We start from the raw sequence: 17048 nt of genomic DNA on the forward strand, positions 1-17048 counted from the left end.
ACGGCCTCTCCGAATGTGCCCGGGACCCTGCATTTCATGAAAATCACCAAGATCACCAGCCGTGTACTGCAGTACAAGATGCCCGAAGTCCTGGGGTATTCGCAGCAGTATTATGACAAGCGCACAACCCATCTGATCGAGGTTCAAACCGACGAAGGCGTGACCGGCTGGGGAGAGTGTTTTGGCCCCGGCAACGTAGCAAGAGCCAACAAATCCATCGTTGAACAGGTCATTCAGCCGATGGTTCTGGGGCTGGACCCTTTGGACAAGGACGTGATCTGGCACAAGGTGTACAACCTTCTGCGAGATCATGGGCAAGGCGGAATGCCGATACAGGCGCTGTCCGGCGTGGACATCGCCCTGTGGGACATCGTCGGCAAGGTGGCCGGTTTGCCGCTGCACAAACTCATCGGCGGCGCGCATCGGACAAGCGTTTCCTGCTACGGCTACGGGATGATGCTGCGGGATGAGCCGATCGCCGACCTTGCCGCCCGGTTCGAGGACGAAGCCGCAACGATCAGGGACATGGGGTTTGTCGCCACCAAGATGAAGACCGGGTTCGGACCCAAACCGGACGTGCAGCTTTGCGAGGCGGTGCGTCGCGGGGTTGGCGAAGACTTCCCCTTCATGGTCGACGCAAATCATGCCTACACGACCTCGGACGCGTTTCATGTGGGCCGCGCCTTGGAAGAGCTTGACGCCTATTGGTTTGAAGAACCGGTGGCCCCTGAGGATCTTGATGGCTATCGCGAACTGCGCGCGGGGCTGAAGGTCAATATCTCCGGCGGCGAGGCTGTGTTCAATCGCTGGGCATGGCGCGCGCTTCTCGAAAACCGCAGTGTCGATATCGCTCAGCCCGAAGTATGCGCGTTGGGCGGAATCTCTGAGTATCTGCGGGTACTTGCGCTGTGCCACGCACACTTCACCCCGGTCGTCAATCACGTCTGGGGAAGTGCGGTTGCTGTGGCCACCAACCTGCATCTGCTCGCGGCAATGCCGGCAATGCCGGGCGGTCTGCACCCTTGGGAACCGATGTTGGAATTCGACACCACGGACAACAAATTCCGCGACGATCTGCTGACCGTTCCGCTGGAGATACAGAAACAAGTCAAGGCCAACAACGGCCGCGTGACGATCCCGACCGGCCCCGGATTGGGCGTCGAGCCGGACCTGGAATTTATCGATCACCACCGGATCGACGGATAAGGACGAGGGCTACGTGATGCAAAAAAACTCAGGCGGAATACTGGAGTGGCTCATCCCGCTCGCCTTCGTCGCAACGGCCAGTTGGCTCGTCTGGCATTTGCCGGCCTTCCTGTTGGACTGGCTGCCCTACACGTCCGAATCTCTGAAAAGCCAGGTAACGGAAATCTATCTGCGCAGCGACGTGACGCCCGAAATGACCGGGGTTTTCGGCGGATTTGTCGATATTGTCGATATCGGCGCGCTGATACTGCTGCCGATCCTTGCGGTGATCGGAACCAAGACCGTCCAGCCGGCCGCGATGGAATACGAGGGCACGACTGCGATGGACCGCTTCGCCCTGTTCATCGGCCGGGTCACGATGATGATGATCGCCATCATGACGGTGGTGATGCTGTACGAAGTGTTCATGCGCTACATCCTCGAGAAGCCGACCGAATGGGCCAACGAGATGACGCTGTGGTTCGCCAGCTTCGTGTTCCTGATGTCCGGCTACTATGCCATGCAGCAACGCAGCCATATCCGGATCTTTCTGCTGTATGATGCGGTTCCCCGCTGGTTGCAGCGGGTGTTCGACACGATCTCGACCATCCTGATCGTGATGTTCGCGTTCTTTCTGGTCTACGGCAGCTATCAGCAGGTTTTCGTCAACAAACTCTACAAATGGGAGCTTTATGGCTCGGCCTTCAACCCGCCGATCCCGGCGACGTTGCAGCCCATGGTCCTGATCGTGATCACCCTGGTCGCCATGCAGGCCGTTCTGAACCTGATCGCGGATTGGAACAAAGAACCGGAAATCCACACGGATGAACCGGACGAAGACGAAATTGAAATGATCAAACGAGCGGTGGGACAAGACTGATGGATATTGGAACGATCTCACTCATCCTGATGGTCGCCCTGATCGTGCTTCTGGCGATCGGGATGCCCCTGGGCCTGGCCTCGGCCTCGCTTGCGGTTCTGGTTCTTGTTCTGAAGTTCGAGCCGACACTTCTTTTGAACCCGTTTTCATTCGGTGACGGCATTCTGACCGGACGCCCGGGGACAGGGCCACTCTATATTCTGGCGCAGAAGATATATGGGCTCTTAACGGACTACGTGCTCATATCCGTGCCATTGTTCATCTTCATGGCATCACTGCTGGAGCGATCCGGGATCGCGCGCGACATGTATTCGTCGCTGAATGTCTGGCTGTCCAGAACGCGCGGCGGCATTGCGATCGTGACCTCGATCATGGCGGTGATCATGGCGGCCATGTCCGGCATCATCGGTGGTGAGGTTGTCCTGCTGGGTCTGATCGCCCTGCCCCAGATGCTGCGCCTCGGCTACGATCAGAACCTCGCGATCGGCGTCATCTGCGCCTCAGGGTCGCTGGGGACCATGATCCCGCCCTCGATCGTTCTGATCATCTATGGGCTGATCACCGAAACCTCGATCAAGTCGCTGTTCACCGCATCTTTTATTCCGGGCTTCATGCTGGCCTCGATGATCATCCTGTACATCATCATTCGCACGCAGTTGAATCCTCATCACGCGCCGCTGCCGGAACCGGATCCGAACGACCCCGAACCGGCCGAAAAACGCAAACTGTTTGCCGCCTTCATGAGCATCGTCGTCGCCGGATTTTCCACCGTTCTGTTTATCCGGGCCGCGTTTTTCGAGCTTTCCGGCTCGAACGCTGCCAGCCAGGGCGAGCCCGCGCGATTGGGGACAGCTGACTACCTGCCCTGGTTTGCCGGTATTACGATCATAGCCCTTCTGCTGATCTTCTTCGTCTTTGGCAGAGAGCGCGCCAAAATCGGCTGGGAAATGGGCAAAGGCCTCGTCGCGCCGCTGGTCGTCATCGGCGTCGTACTCGGCTCGATCTATGGCGGGATCACAGGCATCACCGAGGCTGCAGGCATGGGCGCCTTCGCCGTTCTGATCATCGCCATCCTGCGGGGCGAAGGATCGTTCGAGTTGGTTTGGGACAGCTTGATGCGGACGCTGAAATCCACAGGCACCATCATCTGGGTCACCATCGGCGCCGCCGCGCTGGCGGGTGCCTACACCATTGCCGGCGGACCTCAATACGTGGCCGACCTGATCGTCGGGCAGGACCTGCCGACGATGCTGGTCATTCTGGTGATGATGCTGATCCTGCTGTTCATGGGCGCGTTCATGGATTGGGTCGGCATCGTGCTTTTGATCATCCCGGTCTTTCTGCCGATCGTCCTGCGCCTTCCCATCGAAGAAATCGGACTCATCGGCCAGTTGCAGCCCAGTCATGTCGCGATCTGGTTTGGCGTCGTGTTCTGTATGAACATGCAGGTCAGCTTCCTGTCGCCCCCGTTCGGCCCGGCGGCGTTCTACCTGAAATCGGTCGCCCCGCCGCATATCAGCCTGACGGATATCTTCCGCGGCTTCCTGCCATTCATCGGGATCCAGCTGCTGGCACTTTCCGTTCTTCTGATCTGGCCGGGCATCATCGCGCTGTTGTTGTGAGGTCGAACCCATGCTGACACAAGATCAGATTGGCAAGTTCCAGACGGACGGATACCTCGTGGTCGAGGATGTAATTCCCGGTGACGTCCTTGATCGGGTGCAAGCCGAATACTCGGATGTCCTGCACCGGCTCTATGAGGGTTGGTACGAAAAAGGGCTGGTCAAGGACGAACCTTCACGAATGACTTTCTGGGACAAACTTCTGTCCGCCTATCAGGCCGGTTGCGACTATTTCCAGCCGCTGGACATCTCATTGCCCGGCGACCGGATCATGGCTGACACACCGTTCCATATTGGACCCGCAGTGTTCGACTTGCTGACGGCCCAGCCCATGCTTGACATCGTCGAGCAGTTGATCGGGCCGGAGTTGGTCAGCAATCCGATCCAGCACGTTCGGCTGAAGCCCCCTGCCCTCAAGCTGTCCAAGGACGAGGTGCGGGCGCACATAACCGCAACGGACTGGCATCAAGACCGGGCAGTTGCGTTGGAGGATGCGGACCAGACCGACATGGTCACGGTTTGGATTGCCGTCAACGATGCAACGATCGAGAACGGCTGCCTGCAAGTGCTGCCAAAGGCACAGGACCAATCCATCCTGCCGCATTGCGCGCGCACGCAGACAGGCATTGCCGACGGGTTCATTGACGAAGACCGAGCCGTGCCCTTGCCCGTCAAGGCGGGCGGGGTCATCCTGTTTCACCCGCTGACGCCACATGCGTCGCTGGTCAACGAAACGGACCGGTTCCGCTGGTCGTTCGACATCCGCTTCAGTGCGGCAGGCCAACCCACCGGTCGAGATCATTTCCCCAGCTTCATCGCAAGATCCAGATCGCGCCCCGAAACCGAGCTGCGGGATTGGCGTGTCTGCAAATCCAATTGGGAGGCGGCGCGAGCAAGGCTGTCTGGACAGCCGCATATAGATATTCACCGGTGGACATCGGACTCGCCGTTCTGCGCCTAGCTGCAGCCGCCAGGAAAGCTGATTATGACTTTTGTACGTTTAGATCGAACGGATAGCGTGGTGGTTGCAACTCGGCTGCTGGAGGCCGGCAGTGTGGTCGAAGGTGTTACGACCAATGCGCGCATCCCATCGGGCCACAAGGTCGCCACGGCGACCCTTGCACCCGGCGATCCGGTCAGAAAATATGCCCAGATCATTGGTTACGCCACCCAACCGATCCACCCCGGCGATCATGTGCACACGCACAATGTCGAGTTCCGAAACACCAGCGTGGACTATGAGTTTGCGACTGATCACAGGCCTATGAGACCCGCCACCTCGGTCGATACGTTCATGGGCTACCATCGGGACAGTGGTCGCGTCGGCACGCGCAATTACATTGCGGTTCTGACCACCGTGAACTGTTCTGCTACGGCGGCCCGCATGATCGCCAACCACTTCACGCCGGACAAGCTGGCCGCGTATCCGAATGTCGACGGCGTAGTGGCCTTTGTCCACGGAACGGGCTGCGGAATGGCAGATTCCGGCGACGGTTTCGAAGCTCTTCAACGGGTCATGTGGGGGTTTGCGAAACATCCCAACCACGCTGCCGTTCTGATGGTCGGTCTGGGATGCGAGATGAACCAGATCGACTGGCTGTTGGACGCTTATGGGTTGAAGCAAAGCCTCACTTTTCAGACGATGAACATCCAGAACGTGGCCGGATTGCGCCGGACCGTGGAAATGGGGATCAGCAAGATCAACCAGATGCTGCCGATTGCCAATGAGGCAAGCCGCAGCGAAGCCCCGGCGTCTGAACTGATGGTTGCGCTGCAATGTGGTGGATCGGACGCTTGGTCCGGTGTAACGGCGAACCCTGCGCTCGGACATGCCTGCGACCTGTTGGTCGCTCAAGGTGGCACGGGTGTCCTTGCGGAGACGCCCGAAATCTACGGAGCCGAACATCTTTTGACCCGTCGTGCCCTTGACCGCGCAACTGGGGAAAAACTGATCGGACTGATCGATTGGTGGCAGGACTATACCGCCCGCAATCACGGCTCGATGGACAACAACCCCAGCCCCGGCAACAAGCAAGGGGGTCTGACGACCATCCTCGAGAAATCGCTGGGGGCAGCGGCGAAGGTCGGAACCACCCCTCTGACCGGTGTATTCAAATACGCCGAACCCATCACCGCCAAAGGCTTCACCTTCATGGACAGCCCCGGATACGACCCGGCCTCGGTGACCGGGCAGATCGCGGCCGGGTGCAACCTTGTGTGTTTCACCACGGGGCGCGGGTCGGCCTTTGGGTCCAAACCGGCGCCGACGCTGAAAATCGCCACCAATTCCGAATTGGCGGCGCGCATGCCCGAAGACATGGACGTGGACGCGGGCGACATCCTGACCAAAGGCGTCAGCGTCGAAGAAAAAGGACAGGAGATATACCGACGGCTGCTCCAAGTCGCCTCGGGCGCGCGAACCAAGTCGGAGGCGCAGGGCTTGGGTGACTACGAATTCGTTCCCTGGCAAATCGGAGCGGTGATGTGAAACGGATCCTCGTAGCCGGCGGCGGATTGATCGGTATCCGCCACGTCCGCGCCGTCATTGAGCATCCCGGCTGCACGTTGGTCGGGTTGGCCGATCCGGATGGCTCGATCCAGATCGACGCGCCGCGTTTTGCCAGTATGGACGAGGTGCAGGACACAGTGGATGGTGTCATCATCGCGACGCCGACCCGCCTGCATGCCGAACATGGCATTCTGGCCGCATCCCGCGGTTGGAATATGCTGATCGAAAAGCCGGTTGCCGCATCGGTCGATGATGCCCTGCGCCTTAAGACGGCCGTGAGCGAGGCCAATGTCCGCAGCCTGGTTGGCCATCATAGGCGGTACCACACAAACTTGCAGTACCTGAAGGAGGTGATCGCGCAAGGTACGATCGGACGAGTCATCAACGTCTCGTTGCTGTGGGCCATGCGTAAACCCGACAGCTATTTTGAACAGAACTGGCGGACTTCCGACGGCAGCCCGGTGATGATCAATCTCGTGCATGATATCGATGTCCTGCGCTTTGTGATCGGAGAAATCTCGGAGGTTGTCGCCCTGCCCGGCGCGTCGATCCGCGGATCGGATCGGATCGAAAGCGGCGCTGTCGCGATCGCATTCGAAAACGGCGCGACGGGTACCATCAGCTTTGCCGACACCGCGCCCAGCCCTTGGGGGTTTGAAGCCGGAACCGGCGAAAATCCGAACATTGGCACGACCCGCCAGGACATGATGTGGATCACGGGAACCAGAGGCGCGTTCAGTTTTCCATCCATGACCCTGTGGCGCGGACAGGATTGGGGCACTGCGGCCCAAAAAGACCAACTTCCAAGGCCGGGCCAGACACGCACACCGCTGGAGGCGCAACTGGATCACTTCCTTGACGTGATCGATGGCGCCCCACCTTTGATCGACGTCGAGGATGCAGCCCGGACGCTCGAAGTCACATCACGCATCGAACAGGAGCTGAAGGCGCGAACCGCTCGTGCGCGGGCGCCGGCCTGACTGAGACGCGGCAGGGCAAAATTTCGGACCATTCAAAAGACCAATGACTATTCCCCGGGCAATATGAGCAATCAGACTGCAAATCCGCCCGCGACAGACACAAGAATGAAAACCAGACATATTCACGGAAAGGGAAACCAATGAGCAAACCATCAATCGGGTTTATCGGCCTGGGACTCATGGGCGGAGCCATGGTGAGCCGGCTGTTGGACCAGGGATACTCGGTCACGGTGTTGGGAAACCGCGACCGCACACATCTGGATGCCGCGATTGACCGGGGCGCCCGCGAGGCGCAAAACGCGCGGGAGTTGGCTCAGGCCAGCGACATCGTGATGCTGTGCATGGGAACGTCTGAGCAGGTCGAGGGCCGTATGCGCGGTGCTGATGGAGTGATCGCGGGACTGAAGCCCGGGGCGATCGTCATCGACTTTGGCACCTCGCTTCCGGGCAGTACACGCGCCCTGGCCGAGGAGGTTGCCGCAGCCGGCGGAAGCTACCTTGACGCGCCACTTGGCCGGACGCCGTCGCATGCGCTGGAAGGCAAGCTCAACATCATGACGTCCGGCGACAAGGCTGCCTTCGACAAGGCCGAGCCGACACTGAAGGATCTGGGCGAAAACGTGTTTTACCTGGGCCCTGTCGGATCGGGACATACGATCAAGCTGATCAACAACTTCTTCGGCATGACGGTCGCGAACGCGATGGCCGAAGCCTTTGCCATGGCTGACATCACCGGCGTTGACCGCAAGCAGCTGTATGACGTTATGGCCGCAGGGCCGCTGCATTCCGGAATGATGGATTTCGTCAAAGCCTACGGTGTCGAGAATGATCCAAACCAGCTGGCTTTTGCCATCAAGAACGCGGCAAAAGACCTTGGGTATTATGATCGAATGGCGCGGGACGCCGGCGTAACCAGCGTGATGTCGCAGGGTGCGCTTTCCGCGCTGAACGACGCGCGCGACCACGGTCAGGCGGATGACATGGTCAGCCAGATGGTTGACTACTACGTCAGACGCTTCAACACCTGATCGATGGCCGTCACCGCCAACCCCACTGCGGATCTGCCGCGCCTCGGCATCGTGCTGATGCTGACGGCGTGGCTGTTCTTTTCGCTGGTGGACCTTGGGGCCAAATGGTTGGCGTTGGCCGGCGTGCCGGCATTTCAGTTGGCGTTCATGCGTTATGCAGGGCACTTCGTGATCTCAGTGGGCGTGATCGCCAAGGGCGGGATCGAGGCCGGCCGGTTCAAGACGGACCACCCTTGGCAGGTGATAAGCCGGGCCTTGCTGCTGATTTCGGCGACCGTTTTCAATTTTTATGCCCTGCGGTTTTTGCCGCTGACCGTCGTGTCGGCAATCATGTTTTCCAGCCCGGTCATTGTGTGTTTTCTGTCCGTCTTTGTGTTGAAAGAAAGCGTGGGCCCATGGCGTTGGGCGGCCATCATCCTCGGTTTTCTAGGGGTGTTGGTTGTCGTGCGGCCGTTTGGTTCGGCATTTCATCCGACCATGCTGCTGATCGTCTACAATGCCACCGCGTTGGCCTTGTACTCGATCATGACGCGCAGGCTGTCGGGGGTTGTTGCCGTGGACACCATGCAATTCTACCTCGGGCTTACTGGGACGGTGGTCCTGCTGCCGTTCGCCATCTGGTTTTGGATCCAACCGGAAAACACCTGGAGCCTGATCGTCCTGATCAGTCTTGGCGTCTTTGGGTGGTGCGGGCATCAACTGCTGACGAACGCGCATCGGTTCGGAACGGCGAACCAGCTGATGCCATTTACCTATTCGTTCCTGATCTATGTTGCGATCTGGGGTTATCTGTTCTTTGACACGGTACCGGACACATTCACGTTGGCAGGGGCTGCTCTGATCATGGTTGCCGGTCTCATCATCTGGAAAAGAGAAAAGAAATGACGCGAATTGCCTGCATCGGCGAAGCAATGATTGAATTGTCCATGCTGGAAACCGGCGCGAAGGTGGGTGTCGCGGGGGATACGTTGAACACGGCCATCTACATGCACCGCGCAGCGCCTGATCTGCAGGTGGAGTATGTGACATGTTTGGGCGACGACCCGTTCTCGGGGCGCATAGCGGACTTCATCGCCAGCCATGGTATCGCGACATCCGGCATCCACATCATTCCGAACGCCTCTCCGGGCCTGTACGCGATCACGACCTCTGCGGACGGTGAACGCAGCTTTACCTATTGGCGCAGCGAAGCGGCCGCCCGTCAGCTTTTTGCCAATCACGACTTTAGCTCGTTGAACGGCTATGACGTGCTGTACTTGTCGGGGATTTCCGTGGCCATTCTTCCGCATTCGGTAAGGCTTGCGCTTCTGGACTGGCTCGACGGCGCTTCAGTCCGGTTGGTCTATGACAGCAACTTTCGTCCACGTCTTTGGGATAGCGTTGAACACGCCCGGCAGATCAACCAACGCCTTTGGCGGCGTGCGGACATCGCCCTGCCATCCATCGACGACGAGATGGCACTGTTCGGGGAAAGCGCCGAACAGGTGGCGGCGCGCTTTGCGGGTCATCACGGAATCGGCGCGTTGAAGCGCGGAGAGAATGGCCCCCTGTCCATTGGTCAGAGCATTGACCAAACCTATGAGCCTGCCAAAAACGTGCTGGATACGACCGCGGCAGGCGACAGTTTCAACGGTGGGTACCTCGCGGCGTTGCTGACTGGGAAATCACAGGCCGAGGCCCTGATGGCTGGACACAATCTGGCATCCACCGTTGTTCAGTTCCGCGGCGCGATCATTCCCGGATAAGCGGCGCGAGATCCTCGGCTCCGACAAGACGCAAAAGCGGCATTAGCGGATCTGGCTGCTTGGCAGCCAAAGCGATTTCCGACGCGCAAGGATCGTTCAGCGCCCGACCTTTGGCGGTCTCGGACATGCAATAGGAGACCCAGGCCCGCATCCCCGCGATCACCGCCTGAGAGCCGGTCTCACGAAGTGTGGAAACAAATCGATAGGGCAGCTTCTGGCTTCCATCCATCGCGATTTGGTCCAGACGGTGCGCCAACTCGGGGTTTTCAAAACGGCGCAACAGAGCCTCGGCATAGTCCGGAACCTGTGCTTGGACCGCGGCGGGCAGCGTTGCGCCCGCATCCTTCATCAACTCGGAAACTAGCGGGCGCAGAACCGGGTCTCGGACCGCTTCGTGGACGTAGGTCAGGCCCCGCTCCAACCCGGCATAAGCCAACAGGGAATGGGCCCCGTTCAACATGCGCAGCTTTCGAATCTCGTGCGGGGCCACGTCATCGACCAATTGCACGCCCGGCCAATCCGGATGCGGTCCGGCAAAATTGTCTTCGATCACCCACTCAGAGAACGCCTCGGTCGGAACGGCCATGGGATCGCCGCTGATTGCGCGTACAGCGTCCGTTGTGGCCGGGGTGATCCGGTCGACCATCGCGTTGGGAAAGCGAACGGCGTCCCAATTGACGTCCAGACCGGCTGCTTTCGCGAAATCGGAAACGGCCGTCTCGAGCGTTTTGCCATTTTCCATACGATTGTCGCAGCTTAGCACCGTCACAGGTTTGCGCCGTTCCGCAAGGCCAAAAGCCAAAAACCCGATCAGAGTCGCGGGCCCCTGCCCTGCCAGATCGGCGGCAATCGCCGGGTCCTGGAGGTTCAGCTTGCCCGCGGCATCAAGATGATAACCTTTCTCGGTCACGGTCGCCGAGATGATCTCGGCATCCGTCATCGCATCGAAAATCGCTGCACGACCCTCGGGCGCGACCAGAACGTCGCGAAGAGCTTTAATGCGCCGGACGCCCTGCCCCTGCACGCACAGATCGTACTCGAAACCCTGCCGGGCCAATCCATCCCGAACCGAGGATGAACGCAGGCTGACGCCGACAACGTCCCATCCGCCCGCTTGATCGGTGTAGTCCAGCAAATGCGCCCGGGCAAAGTTTCCGAGGCCGAAGTGAAGAATTGTACCCATCTAGCTTTGCAATCCGTAAACCTGTTTCGCCAGATCGACCGCCAGCAACCGCGCAAGATGCTCGGCACTGTCCCGACCGAAGTAACCGCGCGCAACCTGCTCGGCCAAATGAATCGCCACGCCCCGCCGCCAAAGGTCGTGTCGTGCAGGAATGGACAGAAAAGCCCGCGTGTCGTCATTGAATCCGGCCAGATTGTAATATCCCGCCGTTTCTACGACCTGATCAAAATACCGCGCAATCCCGGCTGGACTGTCGTGGAACCACCAAGGCGGCCCGATCCGAAGGCACGGCCAATGTCCCGCCATAGGGGCCAGTTCACGGGCGTAGGTGCCTTCGTCCAGTGTGAACAAAATGATGCGCAGTTCCGCCGAGTTTCCGACCCGGTTCAACAGCGCCTCAAGGCCCGTGACCCAATCCATCGCGATTGGAATGTCGGCCCCCTTGTCCCGTCCGAAATCCCGCATTACCGCGTTGTTCGTGTTGCGTTTGCTGCCTGCATGTATCTGCATGGTCAGACCATCATCGACAGACATCTGCGCCATTTCGATCAGCATATGTCCGTAGAAACGGCGGGCGTCCTGTTCGGTCCCTTCCCGCCGTCTCAGCCGCTGGTACAGCGCATCCGGGTCCTCAAGCCACTCGGTCTGTACACGTTCGATACCGTGGTCGGTGGCGGTACAGCCCAGTTGGATGAAATAAGCTCGCCGCATCCGCAGTGCGTTGAGATAGCCATCATAGCTGTCCAGATCGCAGCCTGTCAGCTCGGCCAACTTGTTCAGGTTCTGCACGAACTCCGGGTCCGCCCCATCCAAAACCCCGTCCGGGCGGAACGTCGGAACAACCCGCCCGCCCCAACCGCTTGCACGGATCTCCTGATGCTGTGTGAGAGTGTCGAGAGCCGAATCCGTGGTGGCCAGCACCTCGATCCCGAACCTGTCGAGCAAAGCCCTCGGGCGAAAATCGGGTTGCGCCAGCTTTTCCGCGATCTTGTCGTAGATCAGATCTGCGGTGCGCGAAGACAACTCTTCAGACACGCCCAGCGTTTCATGCAGCACGTAGTTCATCCAGATCCGGGAAGGCGTTCCCAGAAACAGATGCCAATGTTCGGCAAATGTGCGGAAAACGGCGCGAGGATCCTTCTTTCGCCCATCTTCCCCAACGCCGAGTTCCGACAAGGGAACGCCCTGCGAATAGAGCATACGGAACACGTAATGGTCGGGAACCACCAACAGCTCTGCCGGGTTGGGAAACGGCGCATCGGATGCAAACCACCCCGGATCGCAGTGACCATGCGGAGACACGATCGGCAGGTCCTTGATGCCCAGGTACAGGTCTTCTGCCATCCCATTCAAATTGCCAGTCAATTCTGCCTCCGATACTGCTGCCCACAATTGTTAACACAGTTTTTAATGGTTGCATCTTTCCCGTTCAAACCCGCAGACTGACCGGGTGATCCGGGGGAATGAATGAATATTGCGCTGATTGGTTTAGGGATGGTTTCCGGCACGCATGTCGCCGCCATTCGGGCATCGGATCAAGGCCTCAGTCTTGCCGGAGTCCTTGGGCGCAACCCTGACAAGACCGCTGCGTTCGCGCGGCGAAACGAGACCCGCGCATTCGTCTCGGTCGAGGAAATCGCAAACGACCCACGGGTCGACTTTGCGATCATCGCAACCCCACCCGATCAGCGCACAGAGTTGGTACGGAGTCTTTCGACCGCCTCGAAACCGATCCTGATGGAAAAGCCCATTGAAAGAACACTGGGCGCCGCGAAAGCCATCGTCGAGCAGTGCGAGGTATCCGGTGTGCCGCTGGGCATCGTCTTTCAGCACCGCGCCCGCGCCGCGTCGCAGGCGCTGAAATCGGCCATCGAACATGGGGAACTGGGTACGATCGCCACGGTCGAGATCCGTGTCCCCTGGTGGCGCGATCAGAGCTACTATGACGAACCGGGTCGCGGCACTTATGCACGCGACGGAGGCGGCGTCATGATCTCGCAGGCAATCCACACGCTTGACCTTGCGATGTGGCTGCTGGGACCGATCTCGGACATTCAGGCCGTGATGAGAAAAACTCCTCTACACAATCTCGAGGCCGAGGATTGGGCAGGTGCAGTCTTTGAAATGGACAACGGCGCGGTGGGAACGTTGATGGCAACTACCGCCGAATATCCCGGGTCTGCTGAGTCCATCACGATCCAGGGCACCCTAGCCAAAGCGCATCTAGAGTCAGGTGTCCTGGCCGTGACCACTTTCGACGGCCGGGAATCCACGGTCGGCGAAACCGCCGCCACAGGCGGAGGGGCCGATCCCATGGCGTTTACACATGCCTGGCACGAGGCGGTCATTGAGGATTTCGCCAACGCCATCGCCAGTGGAACGCGACCCATGGCCACCGGACGCAGTGCCCTTTTGACCCACGCCGTCATCGACGCGATGCAAATCGCCGATCGAACCGGCAAGAAAACACGAGTCATCTCATGAGCCTGACCTGCGTCGCCCTTGGCCTGGACCACCGCCATATCTATGGCATGACGGAAAACATGCGCAAAATCGGAGTGGACTGCGTTGGCTATTGGACACAAGGCGATCCAGAAACGCTGGCGGGCTACGTCAATAGGTTTCCCGATATTCCGCGGCTGGCTCGACTGGAAGACGCCCTAACTTGCGGGGCGGATTTAGCGCTTATTTCGGCAGTACCTGCAGATAGGGCCGCGCTAACGATCGGCGCCATGCAGAACGGCATGGACGTCATGAGCGACAAGCCGGGCTGCACGACTTTCGAACAACTCGACCAGATCAAGCGAACGGTCGCGGACACCGGTCGAATCTGGTCGGTGAATTTTTCCGAACGATTTGAAACGCCTGTCAGCACCCGAGCGACCGAGTTGGTCGAGGCCGGTGCCATCGGGCGCGTGATCCAGACGGTTGGGCTTGGCCCGCACCGGTTGAACCGAGCAACCCGCCCGGAATGGTTTTTTCAGCGTGACCGCTATGGCGGCATTCTGACCGACATCGCCTCGCATCAGATTGATCAATTCCTACATTACACAGGTTCGGAAGCTGCTGAAATCACAAACGCTTATGTGGCAAACTACGCAAACCCGAGCGATCCCGGATTGCAGGATTTCGGCGAGATCAATCTGCGCAGCGAGAATGGAACCGGGTACATCCGGGTTGACTGGTTTACGCCGGATGCCTTGCCAAACTGGGGGGATGGTCGTCTGACGATCCTGGGCACCGAAGGATATATCGAGTTGCGGAAATACGTCGATGTGGGTGGGGCCCTGGGGACAGATCACCTGATCCTCGTCAATGGTGAAACCTGCCAAAAGATCGACGCATCCGACGCCGGCCTTCCCTACTTTGCGCGCCTGGCCGACGACATTCACAACCGGACTGAAACCGCAATGACGCAGACGCACTGCTTTACAGTCATGGAACTGGCTCTGCGCGCGCAGGAAATGGCGGAACGCAGATGATCAACGTTGCGATCCTCGGCGCAGGTATCGGTGCGCAACATCTGGACGCTCTGGAACGGCTTGACCGCACCTTTTGCGTAGCCGCCGTGGTCGACCAGAATATCGACCGGATCGAACAGATACGGCAGAACTCGGGTTTTCGAGCATTGACCAACATTCAGGACGCTCTGGATGATCCGACGATTGATGTCATCGACCTCTGCCTGCCGCCCCATCTGCATGTGCCGACCACGCTTGCAGCATTGGCTGCTGGAAAACACGTTGTTTGCGAGAAGCCTCTTGCGACCTCGATGCAGGATGTGGATCGGATCACGGCAGCCGCAAGCAGCGCGGGCAAGCAGGTGTTTCCGGTCTTTCAATACCGGTGGGGCCCGTCACTGGCCCAATTGCGCCACCTGCAACGCGCGGGCCTGACCGGAGCGGTCCAAACTGCCGCGCTTGAAACCCATTGGTCCCGAGGGGCGGACTATTACGCGGTACCGTGGCGGGGGACATGGGCCGGTGAACGCGGCGGCGCGGTTCTGGGCCATGCCATCCACAACCATGATCTGCTGACTCATATCGCGGGTGATATCGCCTGGGTTTCTGCAATGACCACAACGCGGGTCAACCCGATCGAGACCGAAGACTGCGCCGCGATCTGCTTCGGCATGAGTTCCGGCGCTTTGTGCACAAGCAATATCACACTAGGCGCAGCCACGGACGAAACCCGCCTGCGGTTCGTCTTTGAAAATTTGACTGCCACTTCTGGCACCGAACCTTATGCTCCGGGTCAAACGCCCTGGACTTTCGTCGCGCGGGACCCCGTAGATCAAGCCGCTGTCGACGAGGCTCTTGCGGCCTCCGCCGCCGAGCCAACTGGTTTCGAAGGATTTTTTACCGAAGTCGGCAAGGCGCTGCGGTCCGAGGCAAATTCGGCCGTTACGCTGAAGGATGGCGCTGCGTCCATCGGCCTTGTGACGGCGATTTATCACGCGGCGCGCACCGGACAGCGCGTTCCCCTTCCCATCAGGCCCGATCACCCGCTGTATGAAGGATGGCTGCCATGAAACAATGTTGGCGTTGGTTCGGACCCGAGGATCCGATCGCTCTGGCCGATCTCCATCAGGTCGGGGTTCAGGGTATCGTCACCGCGCTGCATCACATCCCGCCCGGACAGCCTTGGGATGAACAGAGCATCGCCGACCGGCAGGCCGTTCTGGCCGCGGCCGGGTACAGTTGGGACGTTGTCGAAAGCCTGCCCGTATCGGAGGCGATCAAGACGCAGTCGGCAGACATGGCCGAGCATCTGCAGGCGTACAAGTCCAGCCTCAGGGCCCTGTCCGTCCGTGGCGTCAAAGTTGTTTGCTACAACTTCATGCCGATCCTGGATTGGACGCGCACCGCCCTTCGTGCCCCACAGCCGCATGGCGGAACGGCCATGCTGTTCGACCTGACCGATTTCGCAGTTTTTGACATACATATTCTCGAACGTCCGGGCGCGTCCGAAGACTATTCCGGCGACGTCCGCCAAGCGGCCAAGGATCGCTTCATGCGCATGTCGGATGTCTCCAAGGCCCAGTTGCAGCACAATGTCACCGCGGGGCTGCCCGGCGCCAACGATCAGTGGAGCGTAGAGGACGTGCGCGGCTTGCTGCAGACATATGCCGAGATAGACCGTGACCGGCTGCGCGCAAACCTCATCGACTTCCTGTCTGAAGTCGCCCCGGTCGCCCAAGAATTGGGTTTGCGCTTGTGCTGTCATCCCGATGATCCACCCTTCTCGTTGCTCGGTCTGCCGCGGGTCATGTCCAGTACCGAGGACTACGGCGCCGTACTTGATGCGGTTGATATGCCCGCGAACGGCGCAACCTTGTGTACCGGATCGCTTGGTGTTTCCTCCGAATTCGATGGGCCGGACTTCGTGCGCCGGCATGGCGACCGGATTCACTTTGTTCACTTGCGAAATACCCGACGCATCGCGGGGTCGGACAGACGGAAGCCGGATTTCTATGAGGCTCCGCATCTGGAGGGCGACACCGACATGGTCGGAACCATTCGCGAGCTGATGAACGAACAACGCCGCCGCAAATCTCAAGGACGTAGTGACTGGAAAATTCCGATGCGACCCGACCACGGACAAGAGCTGCTGAGCGATCTGGGCGGACACAGCACTCCCGGCTATCCGCTGATTGGACGAATGCGCGGGCTGGCGGAGCTGCGCGGCATCATGACGGCGTTTTCCTGACACGTCTGATGCGGCAGTTTCTTTCCGCCCGTATCACTTCTTTGCTTGCCTGAGCGCCGCAATCTTCGTTTACTTACGGTACGTAAACGGGCAGCGGGGTGTCTTCCGGACTCGCCCGACGTCTGTTCAAGACGCGTGAAACTCCCGCGAAAACCGATGCCTTGAGGCATCATTTTTCGAAACGTCTGCCAGACGGCAAAGACGGAA

14 protein-coding genes and 1 pseudogene are annotated in these 17048 nt (G+C 59.4%); 13 read left to right on the top strand and 2 right to left on the bottom strand.

Translation table 11 applies throughout. The features are described 5' to 3' along the window. Nucleotides 1-36 precede the first annotated feature (36 nt). From ACR0NB_RS06890 to ACR0NB_RS06930, 9 genes and pseudogenes are all read left to right on the top strand, one after another. Nucleotides 37-1206, top strand: coding sequence for a mandelate racemase/muconate lactonizing enzyme family protein (locus ACR0NB_RS06890; protein ID WP_480775261.1), 1170 nt, complete (start codon nt 37-39; stop codon nt 1204-1206). 16 nt (nt 1207-1222) lie between these two features. Beyond that, entirely contained in the window at nt 1223-2065 is an 843-nt protein-coding gene (locus ACR0NB_RS06895; RefSeq protein ID WP_174819626.1) for a TRAP transporter small permease subunit, read from the top strand. Further along, nucleotides 2065-3687 carry a TRAP transporter large permease gene (locus ACR0NB_RS06900; RefSeq protein WP_480693817.1) on the top strand — a complete coding sequence of 541 codons (1623 nt, stop codon included), beginning with the start codon at nt 2065-2067 and terminating at the stop codon, nt 3685-3687. The genes ACR0NB_RS06895 and ACR0NB_RS06900 overlap by 1 nt, the downstream gene beginning before the upstream one ends. A 10-nt stretch (nt 3688-3697) precedes the next feature. Beyond that, a complete protein-coding gene (locus ACR0NB_RS06905) occupies nt 3698-4648 on the top strand; it encodes a phytanoyl-CoA dioxygenase family protein (RefSeq protein ID WP_170363744.1) in 951 nt (316 codons plus the stop codon). Nucleotides 4649-4672: 24 nt separating this feature from the next. Beyond that, on the top strand, nt 4673-6175 hold the full coding sequence (locus ACR0NB_RS06910) for a UxaA family hydrolase (protein ID WP_480775262.1): 1503 nt from the start codon (nt 4673-4675) through the stop codon (nt 6173-6175). Continuing rightward, nucleotides 6172-7176, top strand: a complete 1005-nt coding sequence (locus ACR0NB_RS06915; RefSeq protein WP_170363746.1) for a Gfo/Idh/MocA family protein — start codon at nt 6172-6174, stop codon at nt 7174-7176. Before ACR0NB_RS06910 ends, ACR0NB_RS06915 begins: the two co-directional genes overlap by 4 nt. 119 nt (nt 7177-7295) lie before the next feature. Then, nucleotides 7296-8204 (top strand): annotated as a pseudogene (locus tag ACR0NB_RS06920) (NAD(P)-dependent oxidoreductase); the annotation flags it as partial. Between the two features lie 3 nt (nt 8205-8207). After that, nucleotides 8208-9089 carry a DMT family transporter gene (locus tag ACR0NB_RS06925; RefSeq protein WP_480775263.1) on the top strand — a complete coding sequence of 294 codons (882 nt, stop codon included), beginning with the start codon at nt 8208-8210 and terminating at the stop codon, nt 9087-9089. Then, complete coding sequence (locus ACR0NB_RS06930; RefSeq protein ID WP_170598201.1) at nt 9086-9949, top strand: sugar kinase; 864 nt, start codon at nt 9086-9088, stop codon at nt 9947-9949. Before ACR0NB_RS06925 ends, ACR0NB_RS06930 begins: the two co-directional genes overlap by 4 nt. Here the strand turns inward: ACR0NB_RS06930 and ACR0NB_RS06935 are convergent. Together ACR0NB_RS06935 and uxaC are read right to left on the bottom strand one after the other, a co-directional pair. Continuing rightward, nucleotides 9936-11132, bottom strand: a complete 1197-nt coding sequence (locus tag ACR0NB_RS06935; protein WP_480775264.1) for a mannitol dehydrogenase family protein — start codon at nt 11130-11132, stop codon at nt 9936-9938. The two genes, ACR0NB_RS06930 and ACR0NB_RS06935, sit on opposite strands and share 14 nt — an antisense overlap. Next, nucleotides 11133-12476 carry a glucuronate isomerase gene (gene uxaC / locus ACR0NB_RS06940; protein ID WP_480775629.1) on the bottom strand — a complete coding sequence of 448 codons (1344 nt, stop codon included), beginning with the start codon at nt 12474-12476 and terminating at the stop codon, nt 11133-11135. A 123-nt stretch (nt 12477-12599) separates the two neighbouring features. Between uxaC and ACR0NB_RS06945 the strand changes: the two genes are divergently transcribed. From ACR0NB_RS06945 to uxuA, 4 genes are read left to right on the top strand one after another with little or no spacing between them, the layout of a single operon-like run. Next, nucleotides 12600-13616, top strand: a complete 1017-nt coding sequence (locus ACR0NB_RS06945; RefSeq protein ID WP_480775265.1) for a Gfo/Idh/MocA family protein — start codon at nt 12600-12602, stop codon at nt 13614-13616. Beyond that, complete coding sequence (locus tag ACR0NB_RS06950; RefSeq protein ID WP_480775266.1) at nt 13613-14614, top strand: Gfo/Idh/MocA family protein; 1002 nt, start codon at nt 13613-13615, stop codon at nt 14612-14614. The genes ACR0NB_RS06945 and ACR0NB_RS06950 overlap by 4 nt, the downstream gene beginning before the upstream one ends. Further along, on the top strand, nt 14611-15663 hold the full coding sequence (locus tag ACR0NB_RS06955; RefSeq protein ID WP_480775267.1) for a Gfo/Idh/MocA family protein: 1053 nt from the start codon (nt 14611-14613) through the stop codon (nt 15661-15663). Before ACR0NB_RS06950 ends, ACR0NB_RS06955 begins: the two co-directional genes overlap by 4 nt. Further along, nucleotides 15660-16841, top strand: coding sequence for a mannonate dehydratase (gene uxuA, locus ACR0NB_RS06960; RefSeq protein WP_480775268.1), 1182 nt, complete (start codon nt 15660-15662; stop codon nt 16839-16841). Before ACR0NB_RS06955 ends, uxuA begins: the two co-directional genes overlap by 4 nt. Nucleotides 16842-17048 lie beyond the last annotated feature (207 nt).

This window comes from Ruegeria sp. CG3 (assembly GCF_056537205.1).